This window comes from Geoanaerobacter pelophilus (genome assembly GCF_018476885.1).
Lineage (GTDB): Bacteria > Desulfobacterota > Desulfuromonadia > Geobacterales > DSM-12255 > Geoanaerobacter > Geoanaerobacter pelophilus.
Genome location: NZ_JAHCVJ010000005.1, coordinates 180,501 through 199,834, shown reverse-complemented (window position 1 = coordinate 199,834; position 19,334 = coordinate 180,501). Strand labels below are relative to the sequence as shown.

The 19,334-nt window shown below is 52.7% G+C and carries 15 protein-coding genes and 1 pseudogene; 3 read left to right on the top strand and 13 right to left on the bottom strand.

The features are described from left to right. Positions 1–482 precede the first annotated feature (482 nt). From KI809_RS13210 to KI809_RS13185, 6 genes and pseudogenes are all read right to left on the bottom strand, one after another. Complete coding sequence (locus KI809_RS13210; protein ID WP_214172040.1) at positions 483–2,228, bottom strand: cytochrome c3 family protein; 1,746 nt, start codon at positions 2,226–2,228, stop codon at positions 483–485. Between the two features lie 166 nt (positions 2,229–2,394). Then, positions 2,395–3,750: an FAD-dependent oxidoreductase gene (locus KI809_RS20875; protein WP_214172039.1), complete on the bottom strand. Its 1,356-nt coding sequence runs from the start codon at positions 3,748–3,750 to the stop codon at positions 2,395–2,397. Between the two features lie 39 nt (positions 3,751–3,789). Next, complete coding sequence (locus tag KI809_RS13200) at positions 3,790–4,557, bottom strand: SDR family NAD(P)-dependent oxidoreductase (RefSeq protein WP_214172038.1); 768 nt, start codon at positions 4,555–4,557, stop codon at positions 3,790–3,792. A 181-nt stretch (positions 4,558–4,738) separates the two neighbouring features. Beyond that, positions 4,739–4,825: pseudogene (locus KI809_RS13195) on the bottom strand (iron-sulfur cluster repair di-iron protein); the annotation flags it as partial. 8 nt (positions 4,826–4,833) lie between these two features. Beyond that, the gene (locus KI809_RS13190; protein WP_214172037.1) at positions 4,834–5,382 is read right to left on the bottom strand and encodes a hemerythrin domain-containing protein; all 549 of its coding nucleotides are present in this window, start codon (positions 5,380–5,382) and stop codon (positions 4,834–4,836) included. Positions 5,383–5,639: 257 nt separating this feature from the next. Beyond that, on the bottom strand, positions 5,640–6,629 hold the full coding sequence (locus KI809_RS13185; protein ID WP_214172036.1) for a catalase family peroxidase: 990 nt from the start codon (positions 6,627–6,629) through the stop codon (positions 5,640–5,642). Positions 6,630–7,054: 425 nt separating this feature from the next. On the opposite strand from KI809_RS13185, the gene KI809_RS13180 reads away from it, so the two are divergent. Next, on the top strand, positions 7,055–7,504 hold the full coding sequence (locus KI809_RS13180) for a universal stress protein (RefSeq protein WP_214172035.1): 450 nt from the start codon (positions 7,055–7,057) through the stop codon (positions 7,502–7,504). A 105-nt stretch (positions 7,505–7,609) separates the two neighbouring features. Here KI809_RS13180 and KI809_RS13175 read toward each other — a convergent pair whose 3' ends face one another. Genes KI809_RS13175 through glmU form a run of 3 tightly spaced genes read right to left on the bottom strand, consistent with a single transcriptional unit; the run spans position 7,610 to position 11,643 of the window. Further along, positions 7,610–8,422, bottom strand: a complete 813-nt coding sequence (locus KI809_RS13175; RefSeq protein ID WP_214172034.1) for an extracellular solute-binding protein — start codon at positions 8,420–8,422, stop codon at positions 7,610–7,612. Positions 8,423–8,433: 11 nt separating this feature from the next. Continuing rightward, a complete protein-coding gene (gene glmS, locus KI809_RS13170) occupies positions 8,434–10,263 on the bottom strand; it encodes a glutamine--fructose-6-phosphate transaminase (isomerizing) (protein WP_214172033.1) in 1,830 nt (609 codons plus the stop codon). Beyond that, on the bottom strand, positions 10,264–11,643 hold the full coding sequence (glmU, locus tag KI809_RS13165; protein ID WP_214172032.1) for a bifunctional UDP-N-acetylglucosamine diphosphorylase/glucosamine-1-phosphate N-acetyltransferase GlmU: 1,380 nt from the start codon (positions 11,641–11,643) through the stop codon (positions 10,264–10,266). 164 nt (positions 11,644–11,807) lie between these two features. Between glmU and KI809_RS13160 the strand changes: the two genes are divergently transcribed. Both KI809_RS13160 and KI809_RS13155 read left to right on the top strand, forming a co-directional pair. Then, positions 11,808–12,353, top strand: coding sequence for an MXAN_5187 C-terminal domain-containing protein (locus tag KI809_RS13160; protein ID WP_214172031.1), 546 nt, complete (start codon positions 11,808–11,810; stop codon positions 12,351–12,353). 256 nt (positions 12,354–12,609) lie between these two features. Beyond that, positions 12,610–14,466, top strand: coding sequence for a cytochrome c3 family protein (locus KI809_RS13155; RefSeq protein ID WP_214172030.1), 1,857 nt, complete (start codon positions 12,610–12,612; stop codon positions 14,464–14,466). A gap of 116 nt (positions 14,467–14,582) precedes the next feature. Here KI809_RS13155 and lipA read toward each other — a convergent pair whose 3' ends face one another. The 4 genes from lipA to KI809_RS13135 are packed head-to-tail and all read right to left on the bottom strand — an operon-like array spanning position 14,583 to position 19,326. Next, positions 14,583–15,428 carry a lipoyl synthase gene (gene lipA / locus KI809_RS13150; protein ID WP_214172029.1) on the bottom strand — a complete coding sequence of 282 codons (846 nt, stop codon included), beginning with the start codon at positions 15,426–15,428 and terminating at the stop codon, positions 14,583–14,585. Continuing rightward, positions 15,425–16,228 carry a lipoate--protein ligase family protein gene (locus KI809_RS13145; protein ID WP_337833317.1) on the bottom strand — a complete coding sequence of 268 codons (804 nt, stop codon included), beginning with the start codon at positions 16,226–16,228 and terminating at the stop codon, positions 15,425–15,427. The genes lipA and KI809_RS13145 overlap by 4 nt, the downstream gene beginning before the upstream one ends. A 40-nt stretch (positions 16,229–16,268) precedes the next feature. Next, complete coding sequence (gcvPB, locus tag KI809_RS13140; RefSeq protein ID WP_214172028.1) at positions 16,269–17,708, bottom strand: aminomethyl-transferring glycine dehydrogenase subunit GcvPB; 1,440 nt, start codon at positions 17,706–17,708, stop codon at positions 16,269–16,271. Positions 17,709–17,745: 37 nt separating this feature from the next. Beyond that, positions 17,746–19,326 carry a tetratricopeptide repeat protein gene (locus KI809_RS13135; RefSeq protein WP_214172027.1) on the bottom strand — a complete coding sequence of 527 codons (1,581 nt, stop codon included), beginning with the start codon at positions 19,324–19,326 and terminating at the stop codon, positions 17,746–17,748. Positions 19,327–19,334: the final 8 nt, after the last annotated feature.

The window sequence follows — 19,334 nt, the reverse complement described above, 5'->3', positions numbered from 1 at the left end:
CTAGATTAGCCAGGCATACTGCTTGGGGCGCATTGACTTTGGGTTAGTTGTCGGAAATTTTTGAGGTATTAAGGTTTTGTTCGGAGGGTGAGCCTGAGCAGATGGCGCCGGAAGCCGCAAGAGGCGGCTCTTGTTGTATCTATGCCGATTCTTTATTACAGGCTAAGATGAACAGGCGTGGCCTTGTTCATTTGGATTAAGTACTGGCCTTCGGGAGATTTCACAAATTCCAAAAACTTTATCACTGCGGTTTTTGTCTCGGTGCTTCTTACTACGAGCTGATTCCTATAGCCATAAAGTCACAGAGGCAGAGGCCTCCATACGAGAGAACATCGAGATATTCTATAACCGCCAACGGCGACATTCGCGCTTTGGCTATTTAGCCCCAGCCGCATTTGTACTAAACTTCAGATATAAAGGCGGCAGCCGCTTGGGTAAGAGTGTCCATTATTGACAGGACACCTCACACAACCTCAAACTCCTCACTTATGAATCAAACCGAATTTCTTTGATGAATCATGATTGTTTTTCAACAGGTCGTACTTTCCTCTGTCTATTATGACAGGCAAAGAAAAGTCACCTTGAATTTGCCAGGCATCTTTCAGATAAACCCACGGCGCAAGTGCCGACAAGGCATAGCCTTTCTCCAGTTCTATTTTTTCCGATTGCATCCCTTTAATGTAAAGACCGTTGCGGTTGGCAAGAACCTCGTGACTGCCGTTGAACGTGAAGGCTCCGGGGTCAGAGTATTCCCAGGTGACCTTTTGCATTTGTGATCCGTCAGTGGTCTCATGACACGAGTCACAAGAACGGCTTTTACCCAACTTGTGGGACACCTTGTCCATTTGAATCCAGAGCAGAGCGTTGTTGTTTTCCGGTAAATTGCCAAACAGCCCCACATAGCCCCAGGCATCGTCTGTTCTCTTCAGGTCCGGAAGACCAAGGGGATAACGCCAGTAGAGACCTGGTTTGAAAGGTGAGGTCTTCTGATTCATAACCGCCATTGGAAATGGCTTTACCGGAATCCAGCGCCCACTCTGGTCTCTAATCAGCACAGGTCCCGGCATGTAGCCGTAATATGCCTTATATTTGAAATATGGAGTCGCCGCTCCGGCAATGTAACCTGGGCCCCAGTAAGTACCCTGATAGCCCGCTACCCGTTGAATGTGGCAGGCTTCACAGGAAAGATTTCTGTGAATGGTGGTTGCATGGGTTTTAACCACATCGGCATGGCAGCGCTTGCATGAGTCCTGGGCTTGTCGCTTGACCATGCCATGGCCGATAGAAAGGTTGCTCTTGCTGCTTTCATGACAATCAAGACAGCCGACTTTCGCTTTAAGATGGACATCCGGGTCGTTGCCTTCGGGAAATGAAAACGATCCGCCAAAATATCCAGCACCGCGGCGCCGGTCCTCGGGACCGGCATGACAGATGGAGGCCCTCCCGTTACCGTAACAGCTTTCGGATGGTGGCGTTTTCATGAAAGTATGCGGCCCGGAATTTGGATCAGCTGGATTTATCTTCTGCGGTTTATAATGGCAGTCCAGGCAGCCGACATGGCAACTGTTGCAGACCTTCTGGTTGATGCGGTTGCTCTCCGGTGACATGGGGAGCATGGTGTTTGCCTGCATAGACTCTAAATTGCCTTCAAACCATGGGCCACAGTTGTGGGGACCCCGGTCTTTCGAAATCCACCCCTTGTATTGGCTCTGTTTGCCGTTAGTTGCCATGGTACTTTTGGAGAATTCGTCAAACTCCTTCTGATGGCACGCCCCACAAGTCCTTCTCATCACTTCGAAATCCTGGCTCAGGGTATCGATCTTTTTATCGTGCCATGAAATCGCGGCCACCGATGCATCCCTGACCTGCTTGCCATTTTTGCCGGTAACAGGGAACATTCGGTTCATTGGGTTTGTATCGTATGCAAGTGGATACCTTCTGGCTGAGGTAATGACAGCAAGCCCTTTCTTAGACACCACAAGCAATCGGGCCAACCCGGCATGGGCCTTATTCTTCTCTGTTGCATCGGGATTCCCGAGATGGCACTCGCTGCAGGTTACCGGCATGTGTGTCTGCGCTTCCGTCTCCAGGCGGGTCACAGTGAAACCTCCGGCCCCAAGAGACTCCATCCGCTGACGATTGCCATGGCACTCGTTGCAACTGTCCGTGGCATTGGCAATGGCTGCGACTAAGATCAAGCAGCAAAAAAGAATTACTCTTTTTATCATGGTGCTGGTTCCTTTCGCAGCTTTGAGCGCCTAAGCTTGTGGCTCTGATGTCAGCCTAGCAACTCTACTGGCGATTAACTTGCTGCTAATTAACATGCGGAGGAGACCTACCAGTTTGGTTCCGTCGAGCCAAAGAGAATTGTGCCGCACTATTAGCTGGTTCGAATTATAGCTTCTTAGCCACTGCTCTGGCTGCAGTTACCACCGGATCCCAGACCGGTGAAAACGGGGGAGCGTAACCAAGGTCGAGATTAATCATATCTTCTACCGTAAAGCCAGCATGCAGGGCGGTTGCCACCGTATCGATCCTCTTTGCCGAACCTTCCATCCCAACAATCTGGCCTCCCAGCAGACGACCACTCCCTTTTTCAGCAAGCAGTTTGACGGTAATCTCTCCGGCACCCGGATAGTATCCTGCTTTGGTCCGGCTCTTGATAATGGCACTCACATGTTCGAGGCCAAGTGCCTTTATTTCTTTCTCCTGGAGGCCGGTGCGGGCTACCTCTATCTCACAGATTTTTGTGACGGCAGTTCCCATTACCCCCGGAAAGGTGGCGTAACCTCCTCCAAGATTGATGCCGGCCACCCTACCCTGACGGTTGGCGACCGTACCGAGGGCAATATAGAAAGGTCGACGACTTACCAGATGGAACGATTCGGCGCAATCTCCCGCTGCCCAGATTCCGGCAATTTCAGTTTCCATCCGCTCGTTCACCCGGATTGAACCTTGTTCACCAAGAGGGATGCCAGCTGCCGCGGCGAGCGCAGTGTTGGGGCGCACCCCGAGACCAAGAATCACCATGTCAGCAGGCAGCGTCCGTTTGTCGGTCACGACTCCAGTCACTTTGTCTTTCTTTGTCTCGAACGCAGTCAGGGTCTCCTCCAGATGCAGGCTTACTCCGAGATCGCGCAGCGCTTCTGAAACCAGTGCCCCCATGTCGTAATCCAAGGACACCATGACCTGTGGAGCCCTGTTGACAAGGGAAACCTCCAGGCCATGCCTGACGAGGGCTTCGGCCATCTCCAGACCGATGTAGCCTCCGCCAACGACCACGCATTTTTTTATACCTCCGCCATCAAGTCTTTGCCGTAGTTCCAGACCGCTCTGGAGGGTGTTTACCCCACAGATCTCCATGGCATCTGAGCCCGGCAGATCCGGACAGAGCGGCAGGGCGCCGGTTGCGATCAGCAGCTGGTCATACTGTTCCCACCAGATTCTGCCGCTCTGCAGATCGCGGACGCGAACTTTTCCTGCAGCGGGATCAATTTCCTCGACTTCATGGAGAATTCTGACATCAATCCGGTCACGCTCCCGAAACTTTTCCGGTGTGCGGATAATGAGAGATTCTTCCTTGTCGACAACCCGGCCGACATAGTATGGAATCCCTCATGCGGAAAAAGAGGTGTGTGGACTCCGCTCGAAAACGACAATCTCAAGTTCCGGACAATGGCGTTTTGCCTGTGAGGCGGCACTCATCCCCGCAGCATCTCCGCCGATTACAACCAATCGTGCATTTTTCATCTATCCACCTCATATTACTAATTGATAAATTTTAGTCGGCTACCGGTTGCGACCAGCCATAACCCCGCCGTCCACATTCCAGATCGCACCTGTAACCCAGCTTGCATCATCTGAGAGCAGGAACATGATCACCGATGCCACATCAATAGGTTTACCTATACGGCCAATAGGGTGAAAATCATTGAAGGCTTGCAACGCCTCGTGAATATTGTCTGGTTTGATGAAAGAGCTGTAAATTGGAGTCTCAACTACGGCCGGAGCCACAGCGTTGACACGTATGCCATAATCCGCCAGTTCCATTGCCAGATGTTGGGTCAATGAGTGCAGGCCAGCCTTGGCCATTGAGTAGGCAGACGATGGAGTAGCCTTGATTGCCTGATGAGCCCACATGGAGCCTATGTTGACCACTGCTCCGCCGCCGGTTGCTGTCATGTTCTTCGCCACCTGCTGAGTCACAAAGAAAGCAGACTTGTTGAGATCCATGTAAGCGTCATAATCCTCACTCATATGCTCCAAAAAGGATTTCGGGGAAAAAACGCCCGCTGCGTTAACAAGATATTTAACATCCTTCATTTTGTCACGCACGTGGCGAATCAGATTGTCAACTTCATCCTTATTAGTAAGATCACACTGAAAAATATGCGCCTTGTCGGGAGTTTCGAAAGCTTCACGTGCCCCCTCAAGTTTTGCTTGACGACGACCTACCATTGTCACTGTGGCACCTGCGTGTACCAGCAACCTGGCCACCTCAAGACCCATGCCGCTTCCTCCTCCGATGATGAGCGCTTCTTTGCCTGAAAAGCCCATAGTTGCTCCTCCTTTCACGTTAAAGGTGCACGACAGTTCGCTGGCTATCCCGCTAAAAATCACCGTTCCATCCGATCTACTTCGAATACTTGGTTGTGAGTTGCCAATGTAACCGGTTTCTCTGCTAGCAGTCACACATACTCAATTACCGAAGGGAATCTGCTAGTTACTATCAATTTACTCAAAGCTCTGCAGCTTTCGGGAAGAGGATATTATTCTCCAGGTGAACATGTTTGTGGAGATCGTCCTCGAACTCTTTGAGTTTCTGTGAGACCTTTATTTCTCTGCCAGAGTAACCGCCAACTGTTCAAACCGGTGATGGACGTCCAAACCGATAGATCTTTCCACCAATTCGAATTTCTCTACCAGATCCTGTTGCTCCTGCTTGTTCAGAATCTTGTCGGTCATGGGAAAGAGGAGATAGTCTTCTTTCCAGATATGGTTAGGGTAGAGGCTAACCAATCCTTGCAGGCTTGTGCGCAAAAGGTCATGCCCCTCCGGTTTTCCCCTTGCATAAGCCCCGGTGGCCTCGCCTAGCTCCGCAACGAGTTTCCTGCCATTCTGATGTTCATGAATGAGAATCCCCAGGGGACAGCCGTTTACCGGCACTCCTTTAGATTCAAGGAGTGGAAAGAGAATACCCTCTTCCTTGCCATGATGACATTTGTCAGCAAAAACCTGCATGAACTCAACCATATCCCGGAGGACTCCAACCTCCAGCTCCTTTCCCTTGTCCAACTCTTCAACCAGGATGGCCATAACGCCCACAACCTTCTGGATGATGTGATGCTCCTCTTCTAGTGTCTGTGTTGCCCTTTTTTTCATCTGTTCCTCCATAAATCGAGTTAACTGTTTTTACTCACCAAAAGGCTACCGTTTGCCCCAGGGTATAAACCGTTAACTGAGTATGTAATGCTTGCACTCTACCGAGGAAACCGATGCGATCAGACGAGGTCAAAACGGTCAAGATTCATTACTTTTTCCCACGCCGTTACAAAGTCGTGCAGGAACTTCTCCATGGAGTCTTCACATCCGTTACCGGACACTCGTTATCTTTATTCACCTCAGACTCCCTTTCGTCATTAAGGTGTTAGATTGCGTCTCCCGAACGACACCGCATAGGAACTGTCGCGTGCCGCAATCAGTGGATCATCCGATGGCTCGATGCCGTCGGTCAGACGACCTGGCAGAAACAGCAGCTCCTTTTGCGCAGCAATGCTGTCGGCGACACTCTTGTCAATTGTCAGGACTCCGAGATCGACGACTTTACGATCCTCCGGCCACGGTTGGGTCGGGTCTTTGGTAGGGTCACCGGCTGCGGCAAGTTGCGCCTTGAGATGAAACGTCACAACTCCTTTGGCAAGACGCACGAGTAGATCGTCCATCAGGTAGTTTGGTGACTTTTTCGCCCCTTCCTCCTTGCTTAAGTGCACGATTTTCTCAGGCTCAATGATGTACCGAACCGCCTGTTTCCTGCCGGCTCGGTTGGTGAATACGAACGCATTGATGCCGTAGTACTGCTCATCGGCGAAGCTGGCTGGAATGCCAAGCGTGGCGTTAGCTCTCCCCACGCTCGGGTGGCTGGCGAGAAACGTTTTGAATTGAGCCGACATTGGTGAACCGGGGGGAGTTGTGGCGGCTGCCAACTGTAGGTCGCGGAACTCCTCTGGTGTGGCCACAGGGAAGAACTTGAGCGAGTTGACGACTATATCGCTTTCACCGCCATTGGGCAGATGGAACTTGATTGCCATTCCATGTGGATTTGCAACTGGCGAGGCATCATGGACATCGGGCAATCCGCCCGCATCGGAAAAACGCACGGTTACCGGGAGCTTTTCGCCGGCAAACAAAGGTGATTTGCTCACTGCTACGGCTTCCGGCGAGCCCTTGAAACTCCCTTTAACAACGATTCCCTTCGCATGATTTGCACGATAGCCGGGATGCACACCGAAGTGTTTATTTAGTGCGTCTACAATCTGAACGGCCACGGGCGCATCCTCCGCGTTAACTAGCCTTGGAGCGATCACTGCTACTGATGCTGCCAACGTGACAGCAAATTTTATCCAATTCATGGCTACCCCCTTGCAATAATGACTGAAACTCCTGCAGGGCAAAGCTCTTAGCGGAATAGATTGACCTTAGAGTTCTGTCAAGGAGGGAAATGGCAACTAACGTGCCAGGGACGACCAGCGGAAACAACGGTCTGTTTGTACAGGGTAATTATAAGGCGAGCATACGGGGAGAGGGAATTACAAGTTGCCACAATTGTTGCGCTATACACATAGCTGTATGTTGAAATAGAATCGTTAAATCAGAATATTATGTGCTGGCCCTGCCGGATCGGCAGTAAATGTTACAGAAGAATACACTCGTGGAGTTTAAGGAGGCACACTGTAACCACCTTAAATAATTCAACAATTATTGTTTACAAAAGGGCACGATTGATGCTGAACCATTAGTAACAATTGACGGCATCTATTTTAATAGAGGGGGTCTTATGGAAAACATCAGAAACATACTTGTTGTCAGCAGGATGATCCCGTACAGCAGGGAAGCCATTAGATCCGGTATTTCGCTCGCTCGCAAGTACGATGCTAAACTCCTGGTTCTGCACCTTGTTTCCAATCCAGTCGGTTTAATGGCAGTGAACGCACCGGGACTTTTTCCTGCGGAGGAGTACAAAAATTACAGTAACAGTCAGCAGGAAGCAAAAGAGCAGTTGGATAAGGTCATAAAACAAGAGACAAACAGTGGGTTCCCCATAAAAGAACTGGTCAGCGATCACGATTCGGTCGAGGAGATAGTGAAAGTGGTCAAAGAAGAGAAAATCGACCTGATCATCATGAGCGCGCATAAAGAGGGACACATTGAACATGCCCTCTTTGGTGGAGAAAACGATGCCATTATCCGCAGGATGCCCTGTTCAATCATGCTGGTGAAAAAATAGTGGCCAGTGAACTCGTAAGCTTCCCGAAAGACAGAGGGCGCTTTGCACCAGAAATCCAATCGCAGATGCTGGTAAGAGAAGGCTCAAGCTACAGTCTATTCTTTGTTACAGGCTGAAATCAACAGGCGTGGCCTTGTTCATTTGGATTAAGTACTGGCCTTCTGGAGATTTCACAAACTCCAAAAACTTTTTCACTGCGGTTTTTGTCTCGGTATTTCTTACTACGAGCTGATTTCTATAGCCATAAGGCCATTGACCAGTTTCATATTGCGAGTAGTTTTTGCCGTCAATTTTGATCGCCTTGAACTTGCCGATACCTTCAGCCATAGCAATCGCATCCACAATGCCTATTGCATTGCTCTTGGAGACAAGCGCATTAAACATATCCTGTGATTTCGGCAAATTCACGGCGGCGGGAGATTCTTTCAAATTCTCCATGCAGGCAAACGACTTTCTCAACCTGAATTTGGTGCTGTCACTTTCGGGACGAGTAAGCACCAGAATAGCTGAGTCATTGCCGCCAAACTGTTCCCAGGTCTTTATCTTCCCGGAGTAGATGTCACATAACTGTTGCGTGGAAATGTTCGATACAGGCACATCATTGGTGACTGCAACCACCCCTGCAACTCTAGCAATTTCATAAGCTTTTAATGGGAGCCGCAGCTGGGCATCAGTCAGTCTGATGGCAGACATGGCGATATCGACTGAGCCGGCAGTGAGAGCCTCTATTCCCCCAGGCTGCCCCAAAGACTTCTGGTTAACCTCCACTTTATCGCCGGGATGCTGCTCCATGTAGGCTTTAGCTATATCGGTCAGCATGGGGATCATGCTGCCAGAGCCGCCGATTTTGATTGTTTCGGCACAGGCAGATGACGCTAAAACGGTTAGACACAATGTTAGGATGATGATCTTGAGCATGTTATCCCCTCCTACTCCACCGTAACTGATTTCGCCAGGTTCCTCGGTTGGTCCACGTCGGTCCCTTTCAGCACTGCGACATGGTATGCCAGGAGTTGCAGCGGTACAGAGAGGACCAACGGCAGCAGGTCTTCTGGAACCGGCGGAATCTCCAGGGTCACTTCGGCCTTGGCTCTAACCTCTTCGTCCCCTTCGGTGCAGATGGCGATGACCCTGCCACCGCGGGCAATGACCTCTTCCATGTTGGAAACAACCTTTTCATAATGACGGTCCTTGGGCACCAGCACCACCACCGGCATGTTCTCGTCGATCAGGGCAATGGGGCCGTGTTTCATTTCGCCGGCCGGATAACCCTCGGCATGGATGTAAGATATCTCCTTCAGTTTGAGTGCCCCTTCAAGGGCAATTGGGTAGCTGGTACCACGGCCGAGATAGAGGAAATCGCGGGCCGTCATATAGGTACGGGCAACCTTCTCAACCTGCGGATCAAGCTTGAGGGCATCTTCGACCAAGGAAGGGGAATGGACCAGATCAGCAATCATCTTCCGGCCGCGGTCAATGTCTATTGTGCCGCGGGCCTGGCCGAAACGGATGGCAAAGAGGTAGAGCGCCACGAGCTGCGTCACGAAGGCCTTGGTCGAGGCAACTCCGATCTCGGGCCCGGCATGGGTGTAGATGACACCGTTGGACTCACGCGCGATGGAAGAATCGACCACATTACAGATGGCAACGTTTTTGGCCCCGCGGGATTTACCCTCGCGCAGCGCTGCCAGGGTGTCAGCGGTTTCCCCCGACTGCGAGATAAGCACCAACAGGGTCTTATCGGTAATCACCGGGTTCCGGTAGCGGAATTCCGAGGCAATATCAACCTCGGTTGGAATCCGGCACATTTCCTCGATCAGGAATTTGCCGACAAGGCCGGAATGCCAGGAGGTGCCGCAGGCAACTATGCAGACCCGGTCGACAGATTTCAGCTCTTCATCGGCAAGCTTCATGTCTTCAAGAAAGACATCCCCCTGCTCTTCCAGAAGCCGGCCGGTTATGGTGTCGCGCACCGCCCTGGGCTGTTCGAAAATCTCCTTGAGCATGAAGTGCTTGTAGCCACCTTTTTCTGCCATAAGCGGCGACCAGTCGATATGGCGAGACTTCTTCTCCAGCGGCTCCCCGGCAACGGTTGAGAAAACCGGCTGGCCACTGCGAAAGATCACCATTTCCCCGTCTTCCATAAAAACCATGTTGCGGGTATGCGACAGGATGGCCGGGATGTCTGAGGCGACAAAGTACTCTCCCTCCCCCAATCCTACAACCATCGGCGACCCCTGCTTGGCAGCAATCATGACCTCAGCGTCCCGCTGACAGAGAACGCAGACAGCATAGGCTCCACGCAGTTCAGACAGGGCCTGACGCACAGCTTTTTCGAAATCTCCGGTTTCCTGGAAGCGAATCTCGATCAGGTGAGAGATGACCTCCGTATCAGTCTCGCTCAGGAACTGGCACCCTCTCGCCTTTAGCATCTCCTTGAGCTTCAGGTAATTCTCGATTATCCCATTATGCACGACGATGATCGAACCTGCCTGGTGCGGATGGGCGTTGGTCTCGGAAGGTCGGCCATGGGTAGCCCACCGGGTGTGGCCGATACCGATGGTACCGGTCAGGGGACGCTCCCCGATCAACCGCTCCAGGTTTACCAGCTTCCCCTCGCTGCGGCGGATCTCAACACAGCCGTCAGTTATCGTGCAGACACCGGCTGAGTCGTAACCACGATATTCCAGGCGTCGCAAGCCGTCGATGATGATTGGTGTTGCCTGCTGGCCGCCGATGTAACCTACAATTCCACACATTTACGCACTCCTCTTCTTTTTGACCCAATCTACCTTGTTTACCTGTGGAACCCTGGCAAGGGCCAGCGAATCAGGCGGAATGTCCTGGGTAACGGTGGTACCTGCCGCAATAAGTGAATTGGCACCGACAGTGATCGGAGCGACAAACTGGACATCGCTGCCGACAAAAACGCCATCACCGATAACGGTGCGGTGCTTCTTTACCCCATCATAATTGCAGGTTATCGTGCCACAGCCAATGTTAACGTCACGCCCGATAGAGGCATCGCCAAGGTAGGTCAGATGCGATGCCTTGGAACCTTCACCCATGATAATCTTCTTGGTCTCCACAAAATTGCCGATCTTGACATGCGGCCCGAGCTGCGAATCAGGCCGCAGGTGGGCCATCGGACCAATGGCCGCCTCTTCGCCAATGGTAGAGTCAGTCATGACCGACCCGGCTTTTATCGTCACTTTTTCGGCAATGACACAGTTTTTAATCACAACCGACGGCTCAATAACGCACCCTTTCCCGATTACAGTCCTACTGGAAATATGCACATTGGGGTGAATAATGGAGTCACTGCCGATCGTAACGCTCCGGTCAATATAACAAGCTGTCGGATCTATCATTGTTACCCCGGACAGCATAAGCGCTTCATTAATCCGCCTGCGGAGCACAGCCCCGGCAGTGGCAAGCTGCACCCGGTCGTTCACTCCCATGACCTCGTCGGCATCACTGATCGGGAATGCCAGGCTCATCAGGTCCTTTTCCGCAGCCTGCTTGACAATATCCGTCAGGTAGTATTCCTTCTGGGCATTGTCATTGGAGAGCCGCTCCACGGCATCAAAAAGAAACCCTGCCTCTACGCAGTAGATCCCGGAATTGATTTCCGTTATCTGCAGCTCTTCAGGGGTCGCATCCTTCTGTTCCACGATTCTGATTATGCGTCCGCCTTCACGTTTGACAATACGACCATAGCCGAACGGGTTGGCAACATGAGTGGTAAGAACCGTCAATTCCGCTTTTCGAGCCCGGTGGGCGTCAAGCATCGCGCTTAGAGTCTCCGCGCGGATCAGCGGCACGTCTCCACACAGGATGAGAACAGTTCCGGTAAAACCTCCCAGTGCCGACCTGGCGCAGGCAACTGCATGGCCGGTGCCGAGCTGCTCCTCCTGAAGGGCAAAACTTATCGCCGGATCATTGCTGAAATGAGCCTGCACCTTTTCAGCCTGATGCCCGGCAATCAGCACTATTCTGCAGGCTCCCGCCTCTTTGGCGGCAGCTACCGGCCAATCTATCAGAGGCACGCCTCCTGCTTCATGCAGAACCTTGACATGCTCTGACTTCATCCTGGTACCTTTGCCAGCTGCCAGGACAAGTGCCGCCACTTCGCTCATTTACGCTTACCTCCACAATTGAGCAGTCTATGAAACCGTCCCTTTTTATATACACTAGTCTTTGAAACCGTCAAGAAATAAGGCTCATTTGCCTCATTCTCAGCTGTCATTTTGACTTTACTTGCCCAAATTATCTGGATATAGTTTACAAACTTGGAGAGTGCATGGGAATTGCTGAAGAAATAATGATTTTTGAGGAAAAGCTGAACGAACTCGTGCGCAAATACGAGCAGTATTTCCTTGGCCTGGAAAAGCGGGAGCCACTAAAACTTTTGGAAGAGGTTGACAAGACCGCGCGGAAATATGTTGGGACCACTATTGTCAACACCATGGTCAAATTCAAATACAACTCCCTGGTTGCCCGCCTGCAAAGCTACAAACAATACTGGAACAGGATCAACCGGCAAATCGAAGAAGGGCGCTATTCCAGAGACAAGTTCAGAATGGGGATGCACCAGCATAATCAGGAGCTTGGCAACGGCGGCTCCGCATCACCTGCCAACAGCGATATCGATGGCGTGTTTGCCCAGTACATTGAAGCGCGGAAAGCCTGTAACCTTGGGACCGAAGGCATCAACCCGGAATCACTGAAATCCACCCTGCTTAACCAAAAGGAATCTCTCCGGCATAAGCACAATTGCAGCAATATCGAGTTTCGCGTAGTGATCGAAGATGGCAAACCAAAGATAAAAGCCCGTCCGAAAACCTGAAATACTGCTGAGATGTACGCGACAAGTAACCGCCCAAATTTGTGTATAAAAAAAGTATACAGCATACACTTTTTAGGTTGCTTTTTACCGCCATGCCAATTAATATCTCCCAGATTATAAACTAATCATGGGTATTCGTTACAGATTTCCCATTAAGTCATCTCTACTTCCAGGTCTTATTCCGGGCAATCCGGCTAAGGCGATGGGAGTTTTTTTCGTAGCTATTACCACTCTCGCTTTAGGAGGAGTTTCATTCATGTTGAAGAAGTTACTAGCTCTAATCCCAGCACTGGCTGCGCTGACCTGTCTAGCGCTGCCGGTCCATGCAGAGCAGGGCATGGCCATTGACCCTGCTACCTGTCTTGGCTGCCACAGCGCCAAGATGTCTGCTGCAGCCTATGCAGCTTCAGTACACGGCAAGAATGCCTGTACCAGCTGCCATGTGGAAATTGTAGATCTCGCCAAACATATGAAAGGCGAGACCAAGGTCCACAAAGTTCGTTGCGAGCGTTGCCACAAGAAGGAAAACGCCGAGCATTACAACAGCGTCCATGTGCAGAAAGGCGTCATGTGCGCCGACTGCCATACGGATATCCATATCCACCGCTACTGGAAAAAAGACAAACGGATTGCCGTGGCCAAGTGCGTACAGTGCCATGACAAGGAAGCAGTTTACCGGACGTCTGTACATGGCAAGGCCGTTGCAGCAGGCAATCAGGACTCTGCTGCCTGTACCGACTGCCATAACCTCCACGAAATCAAGGCTATTGGTGACGGTAAATCCAGGGAAGTCCGGGAGTTCCACACCAAGGTCTGCATGAAGTGTCATAGCGACAAGGAGATGATGCAGAGAAACAACGTCTTCAATGTTGCGGTTAAAACCTATATGGAGAGCTACCACGGCAAAAACTACCGCCTGGGCTTCCCGGAAAAGGTTGCCGGTTGCGCCGATTGCCACACTGCGCACATGGTTCTCCCCAAGAACGATCCGGCTTCCAGTGTCAATCCGCAGAACATGGTAAAGATGTGCGCCAAGTGCCACCCCAAGGCAACACCGCTCTTTGCCAAGTTTTATTCTCACGGGGAAGCCGACCGTGACAAGTATCCTTTGCTCTACTGGACCCTCATGGCCATGACCGGCCTGCTGGTATCCACATTTATTGTCTTCTGGATCCACTCGCTGCTCTGGATGTTCCGCGGCTTTGTTGAAAACCGTGAGAAGCTGGCAGCAATGCATGAAGGCCATCACCACGGTCCGGATTGCACCGAGCCGCACAAACAGTACCGCAGGTTCCTGAAGCGTCACGTATTCCTGCACCTGCTGGTCATCATCAGCTTCCTCGGTCTTTCGATCACCGGTCTGCCGCTCAAGTTCAGCAACCAGGCATGGGCCAAGGTGTTCATGGAGTTCTTTGGCGGTTCGGCCAATGCCGGCCTGATCCACCGTTACTGCGCCGGTATCACCTTCGTCTATTTCTCCGGCGCGCTGTTGCTCTCCTTCCACTTCCTGTTCGTCCGGAAGGATCTCCCCGGCAACTTCCTCCAGAGGATGTTCGGTCCTGACTCACTGATGCCTACCTTCAGGGACATCAAGGATGTCACCGGCATGGTGCGCTGGTTCCTGTTCAGAGGTCCGAAACCGACCTTTGAGCGGTGGACATACTGGGAGAAATTCGACTTCATCGCAGTCTTCTGGGGTATGTTCGCCATCGGCGGATCCGGGCTGATGCTCTGGTTCCCGGAATTCTTCGGCATGTTCCTGCCGGGCTGGGCATTCAACATCGCAACGATCGTCCATTCCGATGAGGCGTTGCTGGCTACCGGCTTTATCTTCACCGTCCACTTCTTCAACACCCATGGACGACCGGAGAAATTCCCGATGGACTTCGTCATCTTCAACGGCCAGATCTCCAAAGAGGAGCTGCTTGAAGAGCGTGGCGATCAGTGGAAGCGCTACCAGGATATGGGGATCATGGAGAAGTATGCCTGCAAGAAGACCAGCGGTGTCATGTATGACTTCTTTGTCAAGGCATTCGGCTTCTGTGCCGTGATCATTGGTCTGACCATGGTAATCCTGATGATCTTCGCCTTCATGCACGGCGGCGGTCACTGATCCGCTCCATAACCTGAGCTGAACAAAAAGAGGGGTGTCGTAGCAGCGACACCCCTCTTTTGTTATTATTTACTTGCTAGACGCGGCAGCAGTCGACCCAGCCGCCACCACCAAAGCTAATCAGTATAACTCCCGGCATGGTATGAGCTTCTTACATACGGGCCACTTTCGACATGACTGAAACCGAGGGCCAACCCTTCTGTGCGAAGCAAGTCGAATATCTCCGGTTTCACAAATTCAAGCACCGGCTGATGATTGCGGCTAGGCGCCAGATACTGGCCGATGCTCAGGTAAGAACAGCCGGCAGAGCGCAGGTCGGACATAACGCTACGCACCTCGTCCAGCCCCTCACCCAACCCCAGCATGATCCCTGATTTGGTCGGGATCGACGGAGCAGCCTCTCCAGCAGCAGCAAGCAGTTGCAGCGAACGCCGGTAATCGGCTCCCTTGCGGATTTCATAGAGCCGCGGCACGGTTTCGAGATTATGGCCGAAGATATCGGGAGCAGCGGCTAGAACAGTTGCCAAGCTATCACGGCTCCCCTGAAAATCAGGGGCCAGCAGCTCTATGCGGGTAGCTGGCGAGATCGTCCGCATTGCCATAACTGTTGCCGCATAATGACCGGCCCCGCCATCGGGGAGATCGTCGCGGGTCGGGCTGGTGATGACCACATGAGCCAGTCCCAGCCGCTCAACCGCTGCGGCCACGCGGACTGGTTCTTCCGGGTCAATCGGTAGCGGCGTCTCCTGCCTGACGTTGCAGAAGGTGCAGAGCCGGGTGCAGGCATTCCCCATGATGAGGAAGGTCGCCTGCTTCTGGCTGAAGCATTCGCTGATATTGGGACAGAGCGCCTCCTGGCAGACCGTGTGCAGCCGCAGATCACCCAGCAACCGCTCCATCTCGGCGTGCGATCCAGGGGAAATCCGCTTCTGCAGCCATTCCGGTTTTCTTATAATCTTCATAGCGCCTCACCGAATAAATTCCAGGCATCAACTCCATAGCGGGAACAAATGAGGTTGTCTGCTGTTTCGCGCTCTTCTTCGGTCAGGACCGATGGGGCCAGTTCTGTGGTCATTGCAGTTGAAAACGCCTTCGACAGCGACTCTTTCAGCTCATCTTCCCGAACCGCCACCCCATTATCCGCAAGAGCGGTAACGGCATCATTAAGATCTGCGTGGCTTTCCTTCAGGTAGGTAACGCCTTCATTGACCATGTTGCGCAGCGGAATCGACCCATGCTGGAAGATCACATTCTTAAGCCGTCTCTGCGCATTGCCGCCGATCTTTCTCCCATCAAGCATGATATCAAAGCTCTCCTTGCCGGCAAAACAGAACGGTGTCCGTTCTCCCAGCCTCGAACTGTCAGGCGTCAGATCTACAGCATACGCAGCATTGAGGCCGAGGCCGCGATAGAAACGGAGCAGGAAAGCGGTCAGTATCCGGAATGAATCTTTGACGGTAGCGGCATGGGGGAGATGGTGCGGGGAGCAGACAATAGCATAGGTCAGCTCTTCGGCGTGGTAAATGGCGCCGCCGCCGGTAATCCTTCTGACTACCTGGAGCTGGTCGGCCCGGCAGCGGTAGAGGTCTAGCACCGCCGCGGCATCCTGGAACCTGCCGAGCGACAACGCTGGCGGCTGCCAGCCGTATAGCCTGAGCAGCGGCACGGAGCTGTCCGGGTTGAAGCAGGTCAGCAGCGCCTCATCTACAGCCATGTTTTCCGGCCCGGGAAGCGGGCCGGTGTCAATCAGGCGCCAGTTCACCGGACTTGCACCTTTTCCGCTTTCTCGGTGGTGCATGTCGTCAGGCAAAGCAGACGTTCTGTTCTCTCGCTGCTTTGGTCTCATCCAGCCGTGAAATCGGGGTAGAGATCGGCGCCCGCTTGAGAACCGCCGGGTCTTTCTCTGCCAGCTCCGCAGCCTCGCGCATCACTGCGATGAATTCGTCAAGCGTCTCCTTGCTCTCGGTTTCGGTAGGCTCGATCATGATCGCCTCTTTGACGATCAGCGGGAAATAGACCGTGGGGGGGTGATATCCCTTGTCAATCAGGAACTTGGCGATATCAATGGCGTGAACATCGTGCTGCATTTGCCTGCTGGCGGAAAAAACGCACTCGTGCATGCAGGTCTGGTCATAGGGAAGTTCATAGAGGTCCTTGAGCCTTGCCATGACATAGTTGGCGTTCAGCACTGCCTTTTCGCTCGCGTCGATCAACCCTTCACGGCCAAGCATCAGGATGTAGCCATACGCCTTGGCCATGACCCCAAAATTACCGAAGAAATTGGCGGTCCGGCCAATGCTCTGTGGGTTGTCGGTGATCAGCCCAAAGCTGCCATCGGCCCGCTTTATGACCTGAGGCATCGGCAGGAACGGGATCAGCCCTTTCTTGACGCCTACCGGTCCGCTCCCCGGTCCGCCGGCACCGTGCGGGGTACCGAAGGTCTTGTGCAGATTGACATGGACCACATCGAAGCCGACATCGCCGGGACGTACCTGGCCGAGGATCGCGTTGAGGTTGGCGCCGTCGTAATAGACCAGGGCATCAACAGAATGGGCCAGATCGCAGATCTCCTTGATATGAGGATTAAAGAGACCGAGGGTATTGGGGCAGGTCATCATGACCGCAGCCACTTCGCCGTTAAGGGCTGCCTCGAAGGCCTCCAGATCCATGTCGCCATACGGTGCAGTGGGGATGGTGACGATCTCGTAACCGACCATGGCGGCCGAGGCGGGGTTGGTGCCGTGGGAGGAGTCCGGGACAATCACGTATTTTTTGTTGTTACCCTTGGCCTGGTGATAAGCGGCAATCAGCATGATGCCGGTCATCTCCCCATGGGCGCCGGCCAAGGGCTGGCAGGTGACTTCGTCCATGCCGGTTATCTCGGCCAGCAGCTCACTCATATGGTGGAGCATGGCCAGGCTCCCCTGGGAGCAGGCCTCCCCGCCAGGGAGCAGGGCAGTCATCGGGTGAAACGGCGCAGAGAGCTTTGCGCCCTCCTCCAGCGCTTTGGCATTGTACTTCATGGTACAGGAGCCAAGCGGGTAAAAGGTCGTATCTACGCCGATATTGCGGCGGGACAGTTGGGTAAAGTGACGCACGACATCTAGTTCCGAGAGTTCTGGCAAAGCAGCCGGCTCGCTCCGCAACAGTTCACGGGGAAGCATTGCGGCAGGCGGCACATCAGAGGCGGGCATATGAACCCCGCGACGACCGGATACTGATTTCTCATAGATTAGCTGCATAAATGCCTCCCAGAGATAAATAATGGTTCAGACATATTTATTGATTCTGCCAACTGCCGCTGTTCTCAACCTTGCGCAGATTATCGGTTATCTCCGTGCAGGACGGACAGATCAGTGCACCCTGGCGAAAAAAAGCGATGGCTTCAAAAGGCTTCCCTTTCAGCAGCAGGGCTTCCCCCATACCGTTCAACACCTTCGGTTCATGAGAGAATTTCTTCATAAGCCTCTCGAAGGCCGCCACGGCTTCCTCCAAGCGACCCAACGCCAGATATTCACGGCCAAGGGCAAGGTTCCGCGCAAGGGTCTTCTGTTCTGCTTGATAGTAACTGTCTGCCATAGCAGAATAGTTCCCTTTTCCACCCTCAAGAGTCCCGAGCAGCTCATAGCCGAGAAAGTGCTCAGGGGCATCGGCTATCATCCTTCGCACGAAGGTCTCATGGTCCCGCCAAATCAGGTTGCGCTTTGCCGTCATGGCCCCCAGAACCAGGCACAACAAAACACACAATGCCGTAACTTTCGAGCCCCGCCATGATGTGCCGGCCTCTCCAAATCTGGCCTTCAGTCCATCATACATTATGCCTGCGAGAACGGCATAGCCGATAAGAGAAAGAGTCAGATACCGGTCGGCCATAGGGGCAGGAAGAAGAAGGGCCGGCAACCCGGACGCAGGCGCTAAGCCGATAACTATCCAGGAGGAAAAGAAAAAAACGCGCCGGCTCTTTTGGAAGGAGTAGAAAAAAACCCAAAAGAGCACCAGCAACCCCAGCAGCGGCAAGACAACGTCAGTCCGGAAAAACGAGGGCTTGAGTGGCACGTCATAAAGAACCTTCAGATTGAACGGGGCCAGCAGGTTCCAGATATAACGACCGATGATGCCGATGCTTGTATAAACCCGGTCCTGAAGAGGATTTTCCTGCCATGCGATCTCCTTGACATACTGAAATCTGTCAACCAGATAGAGCACGGTTACTGCAGCTACTGCCGATAAACGGGCAACTTTTTGCCCGGGAGTCCCCTTTGGGAAAGCAACCTCCAGCACCAGCACCAGCAGCGGCAGGGTAAGAGCAGACTCCTTTGTAAACAGCGCAAAAAAGTAGCAAAAAATCGCAGTTAACAAATCCCCGGATTTAAAGCTGTCTCGATATCTGAGGTAAAACAACATTGCCGCGAGACAGAAAAAGGTATACTGCAGCTCGCTGCTGCTCCCAAGGTAGGCCACCCCCTCGGAATGAACCGGATGAACCGAATAGATAAGCGCCGCGCCAATGCTTGCCGATTCGCTGAGAGTAAAGCGTCGCGCCAGCAAATATACAAGGAGGGCAATGCCTGCTTGCAGCAGCAGATTGATACAGTGATAACCACTACTGTCCGCCCCCCACAGAGAGTACTGAACCGCCATCATCGTCGAGTACAGCGGTCTGTAGTAGGGGGTTGCGTGGGGGAGGTTGGTCCCCCACGAGATATCTGAAGTAAAAAATGCCGGGATGTTTTCCAGCTGCTGAATCGGAGATTTGCCCTTTATGAACAGGAGGTCATCCCACACAAAATCCGACTTCAGGGTATTTCCATAAATCAGAAATGTGGCCAGCACTATGACAACCGGGATATGCCACCGCATTTGTTAAA